Origin of the sequence: Erwinia sp. CGal63 (assembly GCF_037026505.1) — a bacterium.
In the GTDB taxonomy this organism is placed as follows: Bacteria; Pseudomonadota; Gammaproteobacteria; order Enterobacterales; family Enterobacteriaceae; genus Erwinia.
This window is the reverse complement of record NZ_JAKUMN010000006.1, coordinates 98801-115935: the sequence shown is the minus strand read 5'-3', so window position 1 is coordinate 115935 and position 17135 is coordinate 98801. Positions and strand designations below refer to the sequence as shown.

Here is a 17135-nt window from a genome sequence, read left to right as displayed (position 1 = left end):
CAGCAAATATTTAAGCCGATGACCATTGAAGCGGCTCTGAAAATGGCGACGGATCGCAAATAATTAATTATTACGGCAATCAGCCTGCAAAAAGCGATTTCTTCAGCTTATCGTGCTTTTCAACGATTCGCGCACGCGCGACAGGCGCGATTTTACCGTACCGAGAGGAATATTCAGCGAAGTCGCCACATCCTGATAGCTGCCGTTGCGCTCCACCAGAATAGTCAGCATACGGCGCGTCTCTTCCGGCAGGCGATCGATAGAGGCGGCCATCACGCTCAGCAACTGATCGTTGGCGATAATATCGCTGGGATCGCACTCCTGAATCAGATCGGGCGCGTTGTCTTCGCTGATGCTGTCGAAAAGAAAACGGTTTTGATGCGTTTTATAGTAGTTACGGATCAGGTTGGCGGCGATGCCAAACAGCCAGGTTTCCGGCCGCGACGCGCCCAGAAATTTATGGCTGTTGCGCAGCACTTCAACGCAGGTCATCTGCGCGATATCTTCCACATCTTCACGGTTCGCGACGCGTTTACGAATAAAGTTATGCAGCTTGCGATTTTGCTGGCAAAGAATTTCCTGCCATAAAACGGCGACCGGGGCTTCAGCGGTATAAGTTATTTCAATTGGCGCGGCAGTTAACATTTTTTTGCTCCAGGCATTATTTAGTTACGTTGTTTATTGCAAAGGGTGTGCCAGGAGAAAAAATGCGGGAAATAGCAGTAACGGCGCGGCTCTTGAGATTTATCTAAGAATCGTCTGAGACAAATTCCGGCGAAATATTAAAAAAAGCTGTGCAACTTTTTACACTAATAACGCAGGTTGAAAGTTTCAGCTGTACGCCTTTTTTTCCTTTTAATCATCGGGAACCCGTTCGTCTTTTTCGCCACTTAACAACATCGCGAAATCAACCTTCGAGGCCGGAATGATCAAAGTTCATTCTTCTCTGCAGTATCAACAGGCGCTGGTCAAAACGCTGTTAAAGCAGGATGGCACGCGTCCGGCCGCGACAGGCACGGACGTGCAGCCCCGATCGGTCAACACCCATTCAGCGGCGGCGTCGCTGACCGATTCGCTGGAAGAGATCGGCATGATGTTCAGCGAAAAAGTAGAGAAAAAAAGCAAAGGGCTGAGCCGTCGGCAGATCAATACCCAACATCTGCGCAGCAATCGCGGCGCGGTGGAGCGCATTGAGCGGCTCGGCGAGCTTTATCAGCTGCTGGATGACCAGCAGCAGGAGAAGCTGGAGGAGCGTCTCAGCGCGCTGAGAGGCGCGCTGGGCAGGCAGGCCGAACCGGATACGGAACAGCTGGTGGCTGCGGCGGATAACGATCCGGCGCGCTGCGATCTGCTGCTGCGCATGACGCTGCGCGAAGCCGATCGCAGCGGCGATATCGCCACCGCCAACGCGGCGGGCGAGGCGCTGAGCAAGCTGGACGAGCACTATGGCGAAAGCGTACGCGCCGGTCTGAACACCGCGTCGGCTATCGCCAGTTTCACCACCGATCCCACGGAGAAACAGTCGATGCGCCAGCTCTACTATCACGGCATCGTCAAGCACCAGTCGGCGGCGGTGATTCTGGACAGTTTGCTGGAACGCTTTGGCCGCGAACAGTTTATACCGGGTTTACGCACGCTACAGCGCGCGCTGGCGGAGGATATCGCCTCGCTGACGCCTTCGCTTTCTTCCCGCTCGCTGCACAAAATTCACCTTGGACTAAGCGAAGCGGGCCAGCTGACGCAGCTGATCGCCAACAGCGACAAGCTGCTTAACCGACTGCGCAGCGGCGGTAAAATCCCGATCTCCGCGCTCGGCGGTCTGGATATGGCCAGGCGTTTGCTGGGCGTGGCGGAAATGGGCCTGCAGCCGCGCGATATCAACGCCATCGGCCAGGAGTTCGCGGGCGAGCAGCCGCAGGCGCGGATGCGCTTTCTTAACGGGCTGTTGCCGCTGGTCAACGATATGCCGCCGATGCTGTGGCGGGACAAGAAAAACCGCTCGGAGGCGGCGACGCTGCTGCGCGGCGCCATCACCCAGCTGATCAATAACCAGAACCGGGCGGGCAGTCAGGGAGCGGCATGAACAACCTGTTTCTAATCCTGAACCGCATCGCGCTGGCGGCCATGCAGCGCTCCGAGATCATCGGCGCCATCTTCGCGCTGGCGATCGTCTTTATGCTGATTATCCCGCTGCCGCTGGGGCTGATCGACGCGCTGATCGCGGTCAATATCTGTCTCTCCTCGCTGCTGGTGGTGCTGGCGATGTATCTGCCCAAGCCGCTGGCGTTCTCCAGCTTTCCGGCGGTGCTGCTGCTGACCACCATGTTCCGGCTGGCGCTGTCGATCTCCACCACGCGTCAGATTCTGGTGCAGCAGGACGCCGGCCATATCGTGGCGGCTTTCGGCACCTTTGTGGTCGGCGGCAATCTGGCGGTTGGTATGGTGATGTTCCTGATCCTGACTGTGGTCAACTTCCTGGTGATCACCAAAGGGTCGGAAAGGGTAGCGGAAGTGGCCGCGCGCTTTACGCTGGACGCGATGCCGGGCAAGCAGATGTCAATCGACAGCGATCTGCGCGCGGGCATCATCGATGTCAGCACCGCCAAGCGCAAGCGTGTCGACCTGGCGAAAGAGAGCCAGCTTTTCGGCGCGATGGACGGCGCCATGAAGTTTGTGAAGGGCGACGCGATAGCGGGCCTGGTGATCCTGTTTATCAACCTGATCGGCGGCTTCAGCATCGGCGTGATGCAGCTCGATATGGCGGCCGGCGACGCGATGCATACCTATTCGGTGCTGACCATCGGCGACGGCCTGATCGCGCAGATCCCGGCGCTGCTGATCTCGCTGACGGCCGGGATGATCATCACCCGCGTTTCGTCCGACGGCGACAGCAACATGGACAACAATATTGGCCGGGAGATTGCGGAGCAGCTCACCAGCCAGCCGAAAGCCTGGGTTTTCTCTTCCGTCGGCATGTTCGGCTTCGCGCTGCTGCCGGGGATGCCGACCGGCGTTTTTATCGTGCTGGCGCTGCTGACGCTGGCTTCCGGCAGTTTTCAGGTCTGGCGCGCCAAAAGAGAGCTGGTGGCCAGCCAGCCGCAGATGGAGAACGAGGTGATCCCGCCGGAGCTGAACGGCACGGAAGATCTGCGCCAGTTCAATCCCACGCGGCCCTATCTGCTGCAGTTTCCGGCCAGCGCGCGCGGCACTGCGGAGACGCTGGAGCTGGTGCAGGCCATTCGCCGCCTGCGCAACAGCATCGTTTATAACTACGGCTTTACGCTGCCCGCGTTCGATATCGAGTTTCAGGAGCAGCTACCGGCCGATGAGTTTCGCTACTCGGTGTATGAAATCCCGCGCGTGGTCGGCACTTTCGGCGTGACCGCGCTCGCCGTCAGCCGCTATCAACACGAAGCGCTGGCGGAGCAGGAAGGCGTGCAGGCGGGAAGCGAAGCCCGAAGGGAAGCGACGCTGCTCTGGCTGCCCGCCGATCACGCCGCCCTGCAGGATGAAAGCGTGCCGCGCTGGGGCTTCCACGAACTGCTGATGAAGCGGATGGAGAACGCCATTCACGCCAGCGCGCCCAACTTTATCGGCCTGCAGGAAACCCGCGCGCTGATGGGCTGGCTGGAGAGCGAACAGCCCGAGCTGGCGCAGGAGCTGCAGCGGGTGATGCCGATCGCGCGCTTCTCCAACGTTCTGCAAAATCTGGTGGCGGAACGCATTCCGCTGCGTTCGGTACGCGCCATCGCCGAAGCGCTGATCGAGCATGGCCAGCACGAGCGCGATATCAGCCTGCTCACCGACTTAGTGCGCATCTCGCTGAAAGAACATATCTGTTATCAGTACACGCAGGACGACGGCCTGCATGTCTGGCTGCTGACGCCGGAGATGGAAGAGCAGCTGCGCGACGCCCTGAGGCAGACGCAGAACGAGGTCTTCTTCGCGCTGACCCAGGAGCAGACGATGGCGATCCTCGCCCAGCTGCGCGGCGCCTTCGCGCCGGAACAGCCGGCATCCGCGGTGCTGCTGGTGGCGCAAGATCTCCGCAGTCCGCTGCGCGGGCTGATTCAGGATGAGTTCCATCAGGTGCCGGTGCTGTCGTTCGCCGAACTGCAAACCAACCTGGCGATTAACGTGGTTGGCCGTCTTGAACTGGATGAGGGCGTCGACGCTTTCGACGCCTGAGGAGCGGATTATGTTTGAGCTACGCGTACTTACTGGCCGCCATCAGGGAGCGGCCTTGCCGGTTAGCGGCGGACGCTGGACGCTGGGGCGCAGCAATGAGGCCGATCTGCAGCTGACGGACGACGGCGTGCTGCCTCTCCATGCCGCGCTATGTTTTGTCGACGATGTCTGGCAGCTGCAGGAGTTAGAGGGAAAAGTGCGTCAGCCGGACGGCGACTTGCTGTCGCCCGATACGCCTTTCGCGCTGGGCGAAGTCTGGCTCTCGCTGACGCACGCGGCGCAGCCGTGGGACGAGATGCGCGCCGCGCCGCTGCCCGTTGCTGTCACACCCGCCGAGGCCGCACCGGCGATGGCCGCGCCAGCCGCGCCGTCACGGCTTTTTTCTCGCGGCGTTCAGGTATTGTCGGTCAGCCTGATTCTGCTGCTCAGCTTCACCATTATCAGCTGGATACTGCAGCCCACCGTGGCGCAGACCTCCACGACGCCTTCCAACCGTAAGATACTGGAAACCCTGCAGGAAGTCCGGCCGCCGCTGCTGGCGATGCTGCGCGAACGCGGCCTGACTCCCGGCGTGAAAATCGATATGGATAAGGGCCGTCTGATCCTTAACGGCGAGCTGAGCAAAGAGCGGCTGCAGATACTGGATCGGATGCTGACGCGCTTTCAGGCGCAGTATGCGGTAGTGCCGCAGCTGGTCAACCATACGCGCCTGCGCAGCGCGAAGCTGCCGTTCCGTATCGTGCAGATCACCACCGGCAAACGGGCCAACGTGGTAACCGATGGCGGAGAGCGCCTGTTTATTGGCGATCAGGTGGGCGATCTGCGGCTGGTGGCGATTACCGCAAGCGAAATCGAATTCGCCGGACGGGAACAGATAAAGGTGAACTGGTGAGCGCTGATTTTCCTCTGCTTGACGACTGGTTCACCGCTCATCAACAACGGCTGGCGCGCTTTGCGCCGGTTGCGCGCTATGGCCGCATTACCGGCATCAGCGGCATTCTGCTGGAGAGCAGCCTGCCGGAAGCGCGTATCGGCGATCTTTGCCAGATTGAAGGCAAAAACCAGCTGCCGGTACTGGCGGAAGTGGTGGGATTCAATCCTCAGCACACGCTGCTTTCCGCGCTGGGACAGCTGGACGGTATTGCGCAGGGCGCCCGCGTTACGCCGCTATTTTTGCCGCACAGCATCCGCGTCTCCGACCAGCTGTTGGGCAGCGTGCTGGACGGCTTCGGCCGCCCGATTGAAGAGGGCGGCGTCAGCGCTTTCGCGCTGCCTGGCGAAGCGGACAACGTCAAGCCGGTGCTGGGCGACGCGCCGCCGCCTACGGCCAGGCCGAGAATCGACACGCCTTTGCCGACCGGGATGCGCGCCATTGACGGGCTGCTGACGCTGGGCGTCGGGCAGCGCGTAGGCATCTTCGCCGGCGCGGGCTGCGGCAAAACTACGCTGCTGGCCGAGCTGGCGAGGAATACGCCCTGTGACGTGATAGTTTTCGGCCTGATTGGCGAACGCGGTCGTGAACTGCGGGAATTTCTCGATCACGAGCTGGACAGCGAGCTGCGCAGCCGCACGGTGCTGCTCTGTGCCACTTCCGACCGCAGCAGCATGGAGCGCGCCCGCGCCGCTTTCACCGCGACCGCCATCGCCGAGGCTTTTCGCGACCAGGGCAAAAGCGTGCTGCTGATCCTGGATTCCCTGACCCGTTTTGCCCGCGCCCAGCGCGAAATTGGCCTTGCGCTCGGCGAACCGCCGGGCCGCGGCGGTCTGCCGCCTTCGGTTTACACGCTGCTGCCTACGCTGCTGGAACGCGCCGGGCAGACCACGACCGGCGCCATTACCGCGCTCTACTCAGTGCTGATTGAACAGGATTCGATGAACGATCCGGTGGCCGACGAGGTGCGCTCGCTGATTGACGGCCACATTGTGCTGACCCGCAAACTGGCGGAGCGCGGCCACTATCCCGCCATCGATATTCTCGCCAGCCTTAGCCGCACCATGAGCAACGTGGTGGCCCGCCAGCAGATCAAAGAGGCGACCGCCGTGCGTCAGCTAATGGCCGCCTGGCAGCAGGTCGAGATGCTGATTCGCCTGGGCGAGTATCAGACGGGCAACGACGCGCTGACGGATGCGGCGGTTGAGGCGCAGAGCGCAATCAACGGCTACCTGCAGCAGGCGATGCGCGCGCCTTCCGTTTTTGAGCAGAGCTGCTATCAGCTGTCGGAGGTAAGCCGCTATGCGCCGTCTCGCTAATCCCGAACCGGAACCCGCCGTTGACGCCACGGCGCAGGAGCTGCGGCGCACGCTGGATCTGCTGCTGCCGATACGGCGTCAGCGGCTGAACCGCAGCGAAAGGCAGCTGCGCGAACAGGAACAGGCGCTGCGCCAGCTAGAGGAGCAAAGGGAGCGGGCCGATGAGCAGCTGCATGAGCGTCAGCAGCGCTATCAGCAGCTGAAAGCGGGCTTCGCACAGCAGAACTGCGGCGTCCGCCAGGCGAGCTATCTGCTGGAGCGGGCGCTGGAGCAGGAGCAGCAGGCGCTGAAAAACGTCCACGGCGGGCGGCTGACGCTGCAGGAGATCGATCGGGCGCAGCTTGAGCGACAGCAGCATGTTGAAGAAGCGCGTCAGGAGACACGGCAGCGGCAGCGCGAAGTGGAGAAGCTGGAATTTTTACTACAGCAGGAGGTAAACGAATGATTACCCTTCCCGGACAACAGCAGACGGCGCGGCAGCAGTTGCTGCGCGACACGCAGCGCCAGACTACCGAGCGCCATATGCAGCAGCGCGATACGCAGCGCCAGGGAGAGACGCGAAGCGCGCAGCGCAAAGAGGCATCCTCCGCCAGCGAAACGCCAGCCGCACCGCGCCGCGAGCTGCGCAAACCCGCGCGCGAAGACGATGTGCTGTTCAGCGAGCTGCTGGAAGAGAACGACAGGCCTTACTCGCCGCCAGCCTTTAGCCAGTCCGGTTCGCAGCAGCAGGGATTCGGTCAGCTGGAAGAAAACAGCGCCTCCGGCGCGCCGCCCGCGATGGCGATGTGGCAGGAGATTGAAACAGATCTGCTTGCCGCCACGGAAACGCGTCCGCCGGGCGAGATGACGCTGACGCTGATCCTGCCGAAGCTTGGACAGGTCGACGCTCGCTTTTCCGCGCTTGCCGCTGGCGGCTGGGATATCGCCCTGCGGCTCCAGCCATCCGCCTGGCGCGCGCTGTTGCCGCATCAGGAACGCTGTCGCCTGTCGCTGCGCCAGCGCATGGCCTGTCGGGTAAAACTGCGTTTTGAGCAGCGCGCAGCGGAGCAGGAAGCATGAGCCGGCTACGCCTGAGAAAGCTCAGCAGCCAGGCGGCGCAGCTGCGTCGGCAAATTGGCGCGGGCTGTTTTTATCCCTATCGGCTGGCCGGAGAAATGGGGGTGCTGCGGCTGCAGCTTGCCGATGACTCTCAGCTGGAAGAGATGAGCGGCTGGCGATGCGAGGCGGGAAATCTGCGGCTTTCCGACGCGCAGTCGGTGCTGTCGCTGATGGCCGCAACCCCAACTTTCGCGCTGCCGACAGCGGCGCCGGAACAGAGCTGGTACTGGCCGTGGTGGCAAAGTCAACTTTCTGCCGAACTTCTGGCGCTGTTCGGCCACATAACCGTAACGGAAGAAAAAGCAGCAGAGGAATTTTTGCTGATTATGACGCTGGAGTGGGGAGAGCAGCAGGCGCGTAGCCTGCTGGCGCTCTCTGCGGAGACTTTGATGCGGCTTCTCGGCAAAACCGGCTGGCAGCGGGATACGCTGCCGCTGTCGACCGATATGCCGCTGACTTTGCCGATAACCGTCGGCCATGTCGTGCTGTCGCCAGGCGAACTAAAGCGCGGTGACGTGGTGCTGCCGCCACGGCCTTTTTTTACCCCGGACGGTCGCGGCGCGATTCGCTGCGCCGGGCGCCTGCTGCGCGGAGAGCTGCAGATGCAGCAGGCGACGGCGCATTTTTACCTTAGCCAGATGGAGAACGATGACGTGACTTTGCCCCCTGACGAGTTTGAGCAGCCGATCTCTCCCGATCCCGACTGGGATGCGGGATCGATGACGGATGCTACGGATTTCTCCGTGTTGCCGCTGGCGCTGTCGGTACGCTGCGGCCAGCTGCGGCTGACGCTGGGAGAACTCTCCACGCTCGCTCCGGGCGCCACGGTGATGATCGATAACGTCACGCCAGGCGAGGCGCTGCTTTGCCACGGTGACTACCCGGTAGCGAAAGGCGAGCTGGTCGACGTGGAAGGCCGGCTTGGCCTGCAGATCACCCAGATGCTGCCGGGCTATAACCCGCTGGCACGGTAAACGCATGGATTCTCTGTCGCTGAACCCGATGACGCTGGCCCTGTTTCTGGGCGCGCTGTCGCTGGTGCCGATCCTGATGATCGTCTGCACCTGTTTTCTGAAGATCTCAATGGTGCTGATGCTGACCCGCAACGCGATGGGCGTGCAGCAGGTGCCGCCTAACATGGCGATTTACGGCATCGCGCTGGCCGCTTCGCTGTTCGTGATGGCGCCGGTTTTTAACGAAATCAGCCAACGGGTAAAAGCGGTGCCGATCGACACTCAGTCCGCCGAAAGGCTCGACTATACCGTCAGCAACGGCGCGGAGCCGCTGAAGCGCTTTATGGTGAAAAACACCGATCCCGATATTCTGATCCACCTGCAGGAGAATGCGCAGCGTATGTGGCCGAAAGAGATGTCGGCTACTATCGCGCACGACAGCCCGCTGCTGCTGATCCCCTCCTTTGTGCTGTCGGAGTTGCAGAACGGTTTTAAGATCGGCTTTCTGATTTTTATTCCCTTTATCGTGGTGGATCTGATCGTTTCCAACGTGCTGCTGGCGCTGGGGATGCAGATGGTGTCGCCGATGACCATCTCGCTGCCGCTGAAAATTCTGCTCTTTGTGCTGGTCAGCGGCTGGACGCGGCTGCTCGACGGCCTGTTTTACAGCTATCTGTGAGGAAAGAATGGATATCCTGACGCTGTTCCGCCAGGCGATGCTGCTGGTGGTGATCCTCTCCGCGCCGCCGTTGATTGTGGCGGTTATCGTCGGCGTCATCGTCTCGCTCCTGCAGGCGGTGATGCAGCTGCAGGATCAGACGCTGCCGTTCGCCATCAAGCTGGTGGCGGTAGGCGTCGCGCTGGCGCTGACCGGCCGCTGGATCGGCGTGGAGCTGACCGAGCTGGCGCAGAGCGCCTTCGCCATGATGCCTAACGTGAAGTACTGATATGTGGAACAACGTCCTGTTCGACGGCTACCACTTTATTCTGGCGCTGACGCTGGCGATGGCGCGTATTTTTCCCTGCCTGCTGCTGTCGCCGGTCTTCTCTTTTAACGCCATCAAAGGCGGTTTGCGCTCCGGCATCGTGCTGGCGCTGGCGCTGTTTCCCGCGCCGATGATCCAACAGCAGCTGGCCGCAGACGATCCCTCGCTGTTTCTGCTGGCGGCGCTGGCGCTGAAAGAGGTGATTATCGGCGTTGTGATCGGGCTGCTGATGGCCATGCCTTTCTGGCTGTTCGAGTCGGTGGGCGCGCTGTTCGACAACCAGCGCGGCGCGCTGATGGGCGGCCAGCTTAATCCGCAGCTGGGGCCGGACGCTACGCCGCTCGGTTTTCTGATGCAGCAGTCGATTATTCTGCTGCTGGTGGTAGGGCTGGGGCTGTCGACCATCACGCAAATCATCTGGGACAGCTATCAGCTCTGGCCGCCGATGCAGTGGCTGCCGCTGCCAAACGAAGCGGGTTTCAAGGTCTACCTTACTATTTTAGGCGGCATCTTTACCCATATCGTGCTCTATGCCGGGCCGCTGGTGGCGCTGCTGCTGCTGGTGGATTTCAGTGTGGGCATTCTCAGTATCTACAGCCCGCAGCTGCAGGCGACCGTGCTGGCGATGCCCGCCAAATGTCTGCTGGGGATGCTGTTTTTTGTGCTTTATCTGCCGATTCTTAATTATGTGGCGGACGAGCGGCTGTTTGACCTGAAAGACCTGGTGCCGCAGCTGGCGGATATGTTTGGTAAAGGAGCGGGCTGATGGCGGAAAAAACCGAAGACGCCACGCCCCAAAAGCTCAAGGAGTCGCGAAAAAAAGGGCAGGTCGGCCAGACGCCCGATATTCCGCGCCTGCTGATTTGCGTGGGCGTGATGGAGACGATTTTCGCGCTGGTCGGCGGCGGAATGCAGCGGCTGGAAGCGATGATTATGCTGCCGCTCGCGCGCCTGAACGATCCTTTCGGCCACGCCATGCAGGAAGTCATAATGGATGGGCTGATGGTGCTGTGCTATTTCTGCGGCATTGTCTGCGCGCTGATTTTTCTGCTGCGCATTCTGGGCGGCTGGCTGCAGTTCGGCCCGCTGTTCGCCACCGAAGCGCTGGCGCCAAAGTTTGACGCCATTAATCCGGTCGGCCACCTGAAAAATATGTTCTCCGCCAAACAGCTAAGCACGCTGCTGACCAGCGTGCTGAAGGCGATCGCCATCGGCTTTGTCTTTTATCTGGCTATCGAACCCGATCTCGGCCCGCTGGCGAAGCTGGCTTACGGCGAAGATTTAAACGGCTTCTGGCAGGCGGTGCTGGCGCTGTTTATGAAAATCGTCCGTGAAACCCTGGCGCTGCTGCTGGTGCTGAGCGCGTTTGACTTCGGCCTGCAGAAATATTTCTTCCTTAAGCAGCAGCGCATGAGCCACGAGGATATTCGCAACGAATATAAGCAGAGCGAAGGCGATCCGCATATGAAAGGGCATCGTAAGTCGATGTCGCATCAGATACTTAATGAAGCGCCCAAACCCCGCAGGGAAGTGGCGGTGGAAGAGGCGGATATGGTGCTGGTCAACCCGACGCACTTTGCCGTCGGGCTTTACTACCGCGCTGGCGAAACGCCGCTGCCGCGCCTGCTGTTCAAGGCCGAGGGCTATGAGGCGCAGGATATTATTGAGGAAGCTAAAAACCGCCAGATGCCGGTGATCCGCTTTGTCTGGCTGACGCGCACGCTGTTCAGAACGGTGAATGAGGGCGACTATATTCCGCGTGAAACCCTGAAAGCCGTCGCCCAGGTCTACCGGCTGCTGAAAGAGCTGGAAGATCAGCAGCTGGAGGAGATAGTGGAAATTGAAGAGTAGCTTCTAACCGGCCTTGCTTTGTGGCGCAGGATCCGCCACTTTGTTGCCCGCATCGGCCACCGTAAGCAGCTCCGCTTTTGCTTTGCCGCGAGTTTTCTCCGCGGGGAGAGCCGATTTTTTCTGCGACTGGCCGATAAAGATGCCGCCTTTATCGATAATCAGCTCTTCGGTGAAGATGGTTCCTTCCACCAGACCTTCGCACTGCAGCGTAACGGTATCCGCATGCAGTTTCCCTACGGCCTGGCCATTGATGACGATATATTGCGCGGTGATATCGCCCTGCACCTTGCCGTCTTTCTCAATCCGCACCTGCTGCGCGGTGATATTGCCTGTTACGTCGCCTTCAACTATCACGCTGCCGCCGCTTTCCAGATTGCCGGTGAGTAGCGTGGCGCAGGCGACGATGCTGGTCTTATCGGCGCCCGTCGCGACGGCGCTTTTCGCCAGCGCACCCGATCGGACATCCGCTCCGGCGCGGAACGCTGGCAGAAACGGGGTAGCCGTTTTATCAGCCTCGGCGGGCTTTGGCTTACGATTAAAAATTCTCATTTTACGTTTTCTCATCATAATTTGATAAAAAATGAGCGCCGGTATGAAGACGGCTAAGAGCGAACCGCTCCCTTTCACTATGCCGGCGGAAGGAAATAGGCTGTGTAGCAGCCAGGACGCCCAGATAAACCAGACAATCCAGAGAAACCTGTATTCACGCATCGCGCTTCCTTATAGCGACGCTCTTCTGAAAAGAAGCCAGCGTGCTCTCCTGAGCTGAAATATCGTGACCAGAGGGCCAGGTAAATAAAAAGTATTGCAATGTTAACAAAAATAACAAACCCGCTATGCCGGGATTATTAACTCTGTCTGTAGTCGGCGGCTATAATAAACAGGAGTAAGTTTTTTCTCAAGCTGGTTTATTCTTTTTGCCTGCGCCGGACCAGCGTTATAGTGAGTTAGTTAAAAAGATAAATAAATTTTTTGGCATGTTGTTCTGATGGTTTATTTAATTAGTATATGATTTTATTGATATTTTTACCGGAGTGCTAGCCGCGTGCGCTGACAGGTTTTACGCGCGAATCTGTCAGGCTATGCGACGGCATAAAGGTTATTTCTTTGGCGGATAACAGCAGGCTTTAATACCGGTTAATAATGAATGGATGACCGGCTGCCTGGCGCATTTGCTTTTATGAGCTTCGGGTTTAAAAGATATCATCTTCTGGTAAAGGAAGCCTCTTCAATTAACGTAAGCAGTATAAAACTCCCTTTTTTAGTAAAGATTTTTGCCTGCGATTATTTTTTAAAGTCAGTAAAAGTTGCCTTACCGCCGGGCGCCGCTATTTCTACTCCGCATCCGCCAGCGAATAAAGCGTCGCTATCGCATCCTGCGGCACGTCCCGGGCATTTAGCAGGTAGAGCAGCAGCGGCGCGCCTTCGGCCGTCACGGAAAGATGGCAGCCGTCGTAGCGATCGGGAGAGAGAAAGCGACGGCTCAGCGCCTCGCGCAGCCGGAAAGCGGAGAACGCGCCGGGCAGCAGCTGGAGCATCGGCACGGGATGGGGAAGAAAACGCAGCTCATGTCCGGCGGCTTCCTGCCAGCTGCACGCTGCGCCGCGTTGCCAGGCGGCCAGAAAGGCCGCCATCGTCTCCGCGCGGATCACTGGTTAACCGAAGCCTGAGAATAGTCAAAAGGGCCGTTGCGCATATCCGGCTGCCACCAGATAGTGATCGCCCGGTCATCCGAAACCGGACGGCACGCTATGTCGTTACAGCCCGCAAATTTGGGCTTCGCGCAGGCGGTCAGCAGGGTCGCCAGCAGCAGAATAAAAAGCGGTTTTCTCATGTTGCTTCCTTATTGCGACAGCAAACGCGTGGTGGTGGCGCTGTCGGGAACCGCAGCCGACTGCAGCAGCGAGACGCGGCCTGGTCGGGCTGGCGCTTTGGTATCGTAAGCGACGTAAACCTCGGTCGATTCGCCCGGTTTTAATCGGGTATGCGGCCAGGCCGCCACCGCCAGCGTGCGATCGCCGCGGCAGAAGGATTCGTCAAAACGGGCCTCTTTGCTGCTGGTATTGGTGATCACCCCAATCGAAATCTGCATATCGCCATTGCCGTACCACTGCTGGCGGGCGCTGGCGCGGAAGGTCAGCGGCACCGAACAGAGCGAACCGAGCGGCAGCCCGCTCTGGCTGGGCTGCAGTCCGGCCGGCTGGCGGCTTTCGGCCAGATCCTGCATGGCGTTTTCGATGTTGCGTTTCATATCGCCGAACTGATGGCGACGGTTGATATCCCGCAGCGTGTCGTTAACCTGCGCGCTGTTTTGCGCGTCGACATAGCGTGACGGATCGACCTGGTCGCCAATCAGATGCGGCGTAATGATAAACAGCCGCTCGCGCTGGGAGGTCGTATGGTTGTTTGAGGTGAACAGCTTGCCCAGCAGCGGAATTTTGCCGAGGATCGGCACGCGCTGTTCATCGTCGCCGCTCTGTTTGGTATGGAAGCCGCCCATCACCAGCGAGCGTTTCTCCTGCACCAGCGCCTGGGTACTGATCACGCCGTTTTCCGTGCCCTGCGCGCTGCCGTCCTCGTTTTTATCCAGCTTGCCATCTTCCACATCCACTACCAGCTGGACGGCGGCCTTGCCCGGATTGTCGCCGATCGAGCGCGGCGTTACGCGCAGGCTGGTGCCCGCCGTCACTTCCCGGATATCCGCCACGCGTTCGCCAATGGCGGTGATAAAAGCGGTGTTGCTGAAGTCGATTACCGCAGGCTGATTCTCCAGCGTAAGCACCGAAGGATTAGCGATAATCGAGGCGGTGCCTTCGCCTTCCAGCGCCTGAATATCGGCGAAAAAGCGGTTGAAATCGGTGACGAAAAGCGTGCTCGCGCCGCTAAGCATCGACGCGCCAGCGGTGACGTTGCCGAACTGTCCCGACCAGTTGGTGGAGAGCCGTGCCAGCTCGTTGCGATCGATATCGACAATAACCGCGTCGATTTCAATCAGCTTTTGCGGCACGTCGATCATTTTGACCAGCTCCAGATACTCGGCGCGCAGCTTTTTATTATCGCGTACCAGCAGCGTATTGTTGCGTACGTCGGCGGAGACTTTGCCCTGCAGCGTTTTTGTTTCCTGCCGATCGTTGCTGCGGCCCAGCCGGGTGTTGCGGCCGATCATCTGCTCCATAATGCTGCGGCTTTCGCCCTGTAGCGCCTGGTAAGGGCTGTCGCTGCCGCCGCGCCCGTTCTGCGTCGTGGTTGTTCCATTGGCCGACCCGTTGCTGTTCTGTCCCAGCAGCTCGTTGAGCATGGTAGCCACGCCGGGCACCACCAGCGTTTGATCGCGGTATCGGATGGTGCGATCCGCCACGTCGGCGTATTTCAACGGAAAGGCCATCATCTGCTTGTCTTCGCTGGTTTCCGGCTCCGACTTTTTGCTGAACTCTGCGATCAGCTCGACATATTTCGGCGGCCCGGTGACCAGCACCACGCCGTCGTCCGGCAGCTCGCCCCAGCCGAAGCGCGGCTCCAGCAGGCCGACGCCCTGTAGCGCCTGTTTAATATCGGGCGCGGCGTCGGGACTGATCTTCAGGCGGCGCGAGGTCTGCTGCGACTGCGGGCTGACGTAAAGCGTGTTGTTGTAGACGAACCACTGGAAGCGATGCTCCAGCGCCAGCCGGTTCAAAAAGGCTTCCGCGTTGTCAGATCGCAAACGACCGGTGACAAAGGTGTCGGGCAGGCCGGTCACGTTGACGTCCACGCCGTGGCTGCCTGCAAAATCCTGCAGGATCACGCTGAGCGGCGTATTGTCGGCGGAGTAGGCGTAGGCGCCATCGCGCCACTCTTCCGGCGTATTAGCATAGCTGTGTGAGACAGAAAGCCCGATCGCCAGCGCAAGCAGCAGAGGACGAAAGGGTAAAAAAGCAGACGGCGTAGGCACGCTTCTCTCCTTGTTACAGGCTCGTTGGCCGCATTAACGTCAGCAGGATCGCCTGCCAGACTTCACACTGGTTGCAGAGGTTTTCCAGTAGCGCAACGGCGTCGTCGCACCGATCGCTTTCCAGTCGTACCAGCAGGCAAAGCGTTTCCCGCTGCGGGTTGAGACTGAGGGCGGCGGTCTGCGCGCCGAAATGCAGCAGCGCCGGGCCGGTCAGCCGCAGCGCCCGCTGCATCAGCGGCTCATCCACTGCTGCAGGCAGCTGCAGCTCGGCAAAGAAAAACCAGCCGCCGGGCAGGCGCTGCAGCCTGACGGGCATCTCGTCAATCCACAGCGACAGCTCGCCGCCGGGCCGATCGAGACAGGCTTCGATCAGGTCGGCGACATCAGTTGATGGCATCAATAATCGCCTTGCGGATGCCGTGTTTGTACTGGGTGTACTGCGAGCTGGCCCAGTTGGCGTTGGAGAGGTCGAGCATCTCGTTCTGAAAGGCGTACATATCGCTGACGTTAAACGGCTGGTCCTGACTCTCTTGCGCAAACTGGTACATATCTTTTTGCGCGTGCACCACCTGACTGGTCAGCCGGCGCTGGATCGCATCATCATTGCTCATGGTTTCACTCTCCGGTATGGGGTTGCCATTAAGTGGCTGAGATCGCGGGCCGGTTCCGGCAGAGCGAAAAAATTATTGCGGCTGAAAAAGCGGAGGCTAAGCGGGGAGCAGCGCCGCGCAAAGCTGAGGCCAGTTCAGGCTCAGCTCGCCGTTTTCGGTGGTTAGCCGCAGCGTGTCGTTATCCAGCGAGCTGTCGCCGACAAGTTGCCAGTCAAGCGGATGCTGCCGCAGCCAGCAAGCGACCTCTTCCAGCACGGCAGGCGCGCAGTTCAGCGTGGCGGCGGCCTGACGGCCCTGCGCCTGCTGTAGCTGATGCAGCATGGCAGTCAGCCGCGCTTCAGCGGGCAGTTCGGCCAGCAGCTGGCCCATTGCCTGTTTCAGCAGCGCTTCCGCACGCGGAATCAGGGCTTCGTGCCAGCGCTGCCGCTCCTGCTGCCAGTCAGCGAAAAACGCTTCCGCGTTGGCGATAAAGGCCTGCTGCGCTTCGGCAACGGCCGCCGCCGCGCTCTCCCGGGCGTCGGCCAGCAGCTGCTGTGCGGCTTCTTCGGCCTGAAGCAGCCGCGCCTGCGCCTGCTGCTCCGCCGTTTGCAGCAGGCTCAGCGCCTGCTGATGGTCAGCCAGCGCTTCCCTGGTCAGCAGCGGCCCGATGGTCTGCTGCGAATCGACCAGCACGCTCAGTTTTTTAGTTGCCCACATGCGGTTCGGCTCCTGTTTGCTGACACTGCCAGATCACGGCATCGTAAAGCGCCGCCAGCCGGGCGACGGGCAGGGAGAGCGCGGGATACTCCTCCAGCTGTTGCGCCCATTGATACGGAAAACGCAGGCGCAGACGCGGCCAGCTTTGCGGATGCAGCGTGCGCAGCAGCAGCAGGCCGCCGACGGGCCAGGGTTGAAAACAGGCGGCGTCCAGCCAGCTGTCGCAGCGCAGCGCCTTGCTCAGGCGACGGCACCAGATCAGGTCGCTGCCCGTCATCTCCGCAGGCGCGACCTGCGGCGCGCAGATGGCGGCGAGCAGGGCCAGCAGCCGCTGCCAGTCGTCGTCGCTAAAGGCCAGCAGCGTCAGCAGGCGCGCAGGCGGCTCCGGCGGCAGGGCAGGAGAGATGCCGAAGCTGGCCGCCACAGCCTGCGGCTGCTGCCAGCACAGTTTCTGCTGCTGCGCCAAAGGCAGGGCGAAAAAATCGGATGACCAGCTCGCGTCCGCCTGTTGCCACCAGCCCTGTTGCCACCAGTGCAGCCAGGCCGCGATCGCTTCATCCTTCTCGCTCATCGC

Annotated in this window: 20 protein-coding genes; 11 read left to right on the top strand and 9 right to left on the bottom strand. The window is 60.4% G+C overall.

Going from position 1 to position 17135, the window contains the following annotated elements:
* Nucleotides 1–102: 102 nt before the first annotated feature.
* Entirely contained in the window at nt 103–645 is a 543-nt protein-coding gene (locus MKZ79_RS17440) for an RNA polymerase sigma factor (RefSeq protein ID WP_336143894.1), read from the bottom strand.
* A gap of 280 nt (nt 646–925) precedes the next feature.
* On the opposite strand from MKZ79_RS17440, the gene sctW reads away from it, so the two are divergent.
* From sctW to sctU, 11 genes are read left to right on the top strand one after another with little or no spacing between them, the layout of a single operon-like run.
* Nucleotides 926–2083 (top strand): type III secretion system gatekeeper subunit SctW, encoded by a 1158-nt coding sequence (sctW, locus tag MKZ79_RS17435; RefSeq protein ID WP_336143891.1) that lies wholly within the window; start codon nt 926–928, stop codon nt 2081–2083.
* Complete coding sequence (gene sctV, locus MKZ79_RS17430) at nt 2080–4188, top strand: type III secretion system export apparatus subunit SctV (RefSeq protein WP_336143889.1); 2109 nt, start codon at nt 2080–2082, stop codon at nt 4186–4188. Before sctW ends, sctV begins: the two co-directional genes overlap by 4 nt.
* A 10-nt stretch (nt 4189–4198) precedes the next feature.
* Nucleotides 4199–5080 carry an FHA domain-containing protein gene (locus tag MKZ79_RS17425; protein WP_336143886.1) on the top strand — a complete coding sequence of 294 codons (882 nt, stop codon included), beginning with the start codon at nt 4199–4201 and terminating at the stop codon, nt 5078–5080.
* Nucleotides 5077–6438 (top strand): type III secretion system ATPase SctN, encoded by a 1362-nt coding sequence (sctN, locus tag MKZ79_RS17420; protein ID WP_336143885.1) that lies wholly within the window; start codon nt 5077–5079, stop codon nt 6436–6438. The genes MKZ79_RS17425 and sctN overlap by 4 nt, the downstream gene beginning before the upstream one ends.
* Nucleotides 6422–6883: a type III secretion protein gene (locus MKZ79_RS17415; RefSeq protein ID WP_336143883.1), complete on the top strand. Its 462-nt coding sequence runs from the start codon at nt 6422–6424 to the stop codon at nt 6881–6883. Before sctN ends, MKZ79_RS17415 begins: the two co-directional genes overlap by 17 nt.
* The gene (locus MKZ79_RS17410; protein WP_336143880.1) at nt 6880–7497 is read left to right on the top strand and encodes a type III secretion system HrpP C-terminal domain-containing protein; all 618 of its coding nucleotides are present in this window, start codon (nt 6880–6882) and stop codon (nt 7495–7497) included. Before MKZ79_RS17415 ends, MKZ79_RS17410 begins: the two co-directional genes overlap by 4 nt.
* Nucleotides 7494–8510, top strand: coding sequence for a FliM/FliN family flagellar motor switch protein (locus MKZ79_RS17405; protein ID WP_336143878.1), 1017 nt, complete (start codon nt 7494–7496; stop codon nt 8508–8510). Before MKZ79_RS17410 ends, MKZ79_RS17405 begins: the two co-directional genes overlap by 4 nt.
* A gap of 4 nt (nt 8511–8514) precedes the next feature.
* Nucleotides 8515–9168: a type III secretion system export apparatus subunit SctR gene (gene sctR / locus MKZ79_RS17400; RefSeq protein ID WP_336143875.1), complete on the top strand. Its 654-nt coding sequence runs from the start codon at nt 8515–8517 to the stop codon at nt 9166–9168.
* 7 nt (nt 9169–9175) lie between these two features.
* Nucleotides 9176–9436: a type III secretion system export apparatus subunit SctS gene (sctS, locus tag MKZ79_RS17395; protein WP_246761439.1), complete on the top strand. Its 261-nt coding sequence runs from the start codon at nt 9176–9178 to the stop codon at nt 9434–9436.
* 1 nt (nt 9437) lies between these two features.
* Nucleotides 9438–10241, top strand: coding sequence for a type III secretion system export apparatus subunit SctT (gene sctT / locus MKZ79_RS17390; RefSeq protein WP_336143872.1), 804 nt, complete (start codon nt 9438–9440; stop codon nt 10239–10241).
* Entirely contained in the window at nt 10241–11326 is a 1086-nt protein-coding gene (sctU, locus tag MKZ79_RS17385) for a type III secretion system export apparatus subunit SctU (protein WP_336143871.1), read from the top strand. The genes sctT and sctU overlap by 1 nt, the downstream gene beginning before the upstream one ends.
* Before the next feature lie 3 nt (nt 11327–11329).
* Here sctU and MKZ79_RS17380 read toward each other — a convergent pair whose 3' ends face one another.
* The 8 genes from MKZ79_RS17380 to MKZ79_RS17345 all read right to left on the bottom strand — a co-directional run bounded on the left by MKZ79_RS17380 (nt 11330) and on the right by MKZ79_RS17345 (nt 17132).
* Complete coding sequence (locus tag MKZ79_RS17380) at nt 11330–11875, bottom strand: bactofilin family protein (protein ID WP_336143870.1); 546 nt, start codon at nt 11873–11875, stop codon at nt 11330–11332.
* 785 nt (nt 11876–12660) lie between these two features.
* Complete coding sequence (locus tag MKZ79_RS17375) at nt 12661–12960, bottom strand: hypothetical protein (protein ID WP_336143868.1); 300 nt, start codon at nt 12958–12960, stop codon at nt 12661–12663.
* 14 nt (nt 12961–12974) lie between these two features.
* On the bottom strand, nt 12975–13160 hold the full coding sequence (gene hrpT, locus MKZ79_RS17370; protein WP_336143866.1) for an HrpT family type III secretion system protein: 186 nt from the start codon (nt 13158–13160) through the stop codon (nt 12975–12977).
* Between the two features lie 9 nt (nt 13161–13169).
* Nucleotides 13170–15254, bottom strand: a complete 2085-nt coding sequence (sctC, locus tag MKZ79_RS17365; protein ID WP_336143863.1) for a type III secretion system outer membrane ring subunit SctC — start codon at nt 15252–15254, stop codon at nt 13170–13172.
* 13 nt (nt 15255–15267) lie between these two features.
* Nucleotides 15268–15651 carry a type III secretion system chaperone gene (locus MKZ79_RS17360; protein WP_336143861.1) on the bottom strand — a complete coding sequence of 128 codons (384 nt, stop codon included), beginning with the start codon at nt 15649–15651 and terminating at the stop codon, nt 15268–15270.
* On the bottom strand, nt 15638–15865 hold the full coding sequence (locus MKZ79_RS17355) for an HrpF protein (RefSeq protein ID WP_336143860.1): 228 nt from the start codon (nt 15863–15865) through the stop codon (nt 15638–15640). The genes MKZ79_RS17360 and MKZ79_RS17355 overlap by 14 nt, the downstream gene beginning before the upstream one ends.
* A 96-nt stretch (nt 15866–15961) precedes the next feature.
* Nucleotides 15962–16561 (bottom strand): type III secretion system stator protein SctL, encoded by a 600-nt coding sequence (gene sctL / locus MKZ79_RS17350; RefSeq protein ID WP_336143858.1) that lies wholly within the window; start codon nt 16559–16561, stop codon nt 15962–15964.
* The gene (locus MKZ79_RS17345) at nt 16548–17132 is read right to left on the bottom strand and encodes a type III secretion protein HrpD (RefSeq protein WP_336143853.1); all 585 of its coding nucleotides are present in this window, start codon (nt 17130–17132) and stop codon (nt 16548–16550) included. The genes sctL and MKZ79_RS17345 overlap by 14 nt, the downstream gene beginning before the upstream one ends.
* Nucleotides 17133–17135: the final 3 nt, after the last annotated feature.

Bases quoted from the DNA above. Each gene is read 5' to 3' on its own strand.
- MKZ79_RS17440 (WP_336143894.1), bottom strand. From the start codon at position 645: ATGTTAACTGCCGCGCCAATTGAAATAACTTATACCGCTGAAGCCCCG.
- sctW (WP_336143891.1), top strand. From the start codon at position 926: ATGATCAAAGTTCATTCTTCTCTGCAGTATCAACAGGCGCTGGTCAAA.
- sctV (WP_336143889.1), top strand. From the start codon at position 2,080: ATGAACAACCTGTTTCTAATCCTGAACCGCATCGCGCTGGCGGCCATG.
- MKZ79_RS17425 (WP_336143886.1), top strand. From the start codon at position 4,199: ATGTTTGAGCTACGCGTACTTACTGGCCGCCATCAGGGAGCGGCCTTG.
- MKZ79_RS17415 (WP_336143883.1), top strand. From the start codon at position 6,422: ATGCGCCGTCTCGCTAATCCCGAACCGGAACCCGCCGTTGACGCCACG.
- MKZ79_RS17410 (WP_336143880.1), top strand. From the start codon at position 6,880: ATGATTACCCTTCCCGGACAACAGCAGACGGCGCGGCAGCAGTTGCTG.
- MKZ79_RS17405 (WP_336143878.1), top strand. From the start codon at position 7,494: ATGAGCCGGCTACGCCTGAGAAAGCTCAGCAGCCAGGCGGCGCAGCTG.
- sctR (WP_336143875.1), top strand. From the start codon at position 8,515: ATGGATTCTCTGTCGCTGAACCCGATGACGCTGGCCCTGTTTCTGGGC.
- sctS (WP_246761439.1), top strand. From the start codon at position 9,176: ATGGATATCCTGACGCTGTTCCGCCAGGCGATGCTGCTGGTGGTGATC.
- sctT (WP_336143872.1), top strand. From the start codon at position 9,438: ATGTGGAACAACGTCCTGTTCGACGGCTACCACTTTATTCTGGCGCTG.
- sctU (WP_336143871.1), top strand. From the start codon at position 10,241: ATGGCGGAAAAAACCGAAGACGCCACGCCCCAAAAGCTCAAGGAGTCG.
- MKZ79_RS17380 (WP_336143870.1), bottom strand. From the start codon at position 11,875: ATGAGAATTTTTAATCGTAAGCCAAAGCCCGCCGAGGCTGATAAAACG.
- MKZ79_RS17375 (WP_336143868.1), bottom strand. From the start codon at position 12,960: ATGGCGGCCTTTCTGGCCGCCTGGCAACGCGGCGCAGCGTGCAGCTGG.
- hrpT (WP_336143866.1), bottom strand. From the start codon at position 13,160: ATGAGAAAACCGCTTTTTATTCTGCTGCTGGCGACCCTGCTGACCGCC.
- MKZ79_RS17360 (WP_336143861.1), bottom strand. From the start codon at position 15,651: ATGCCATCAACTGATGTCGCCGACCTGATCGAAGCCTGTCTCGATCGG.
- MKZ79_RS17355 (WP_336143860.1), bottom strand. From the start codon at position 15,865: ATGAGCAATGATGATGCGATCCAGCGCCGGCTGACCAGTCAGGTGGTG.
- sctL (WP_336143858.1), bottom strand. From the start codon at position 16,561: ATGTGGGCAACTAAAAAACTGAGCGTGCTGGTCGATTCGCAGCAGACC.
- MKZ79_RS17345 (WP_336143853.1), bottom strand. From the start codon at position 17,132: ATGAGCGAGAAGGATGAAGCGATCGCGGCCTGGCTGCACTGGTGGCAA.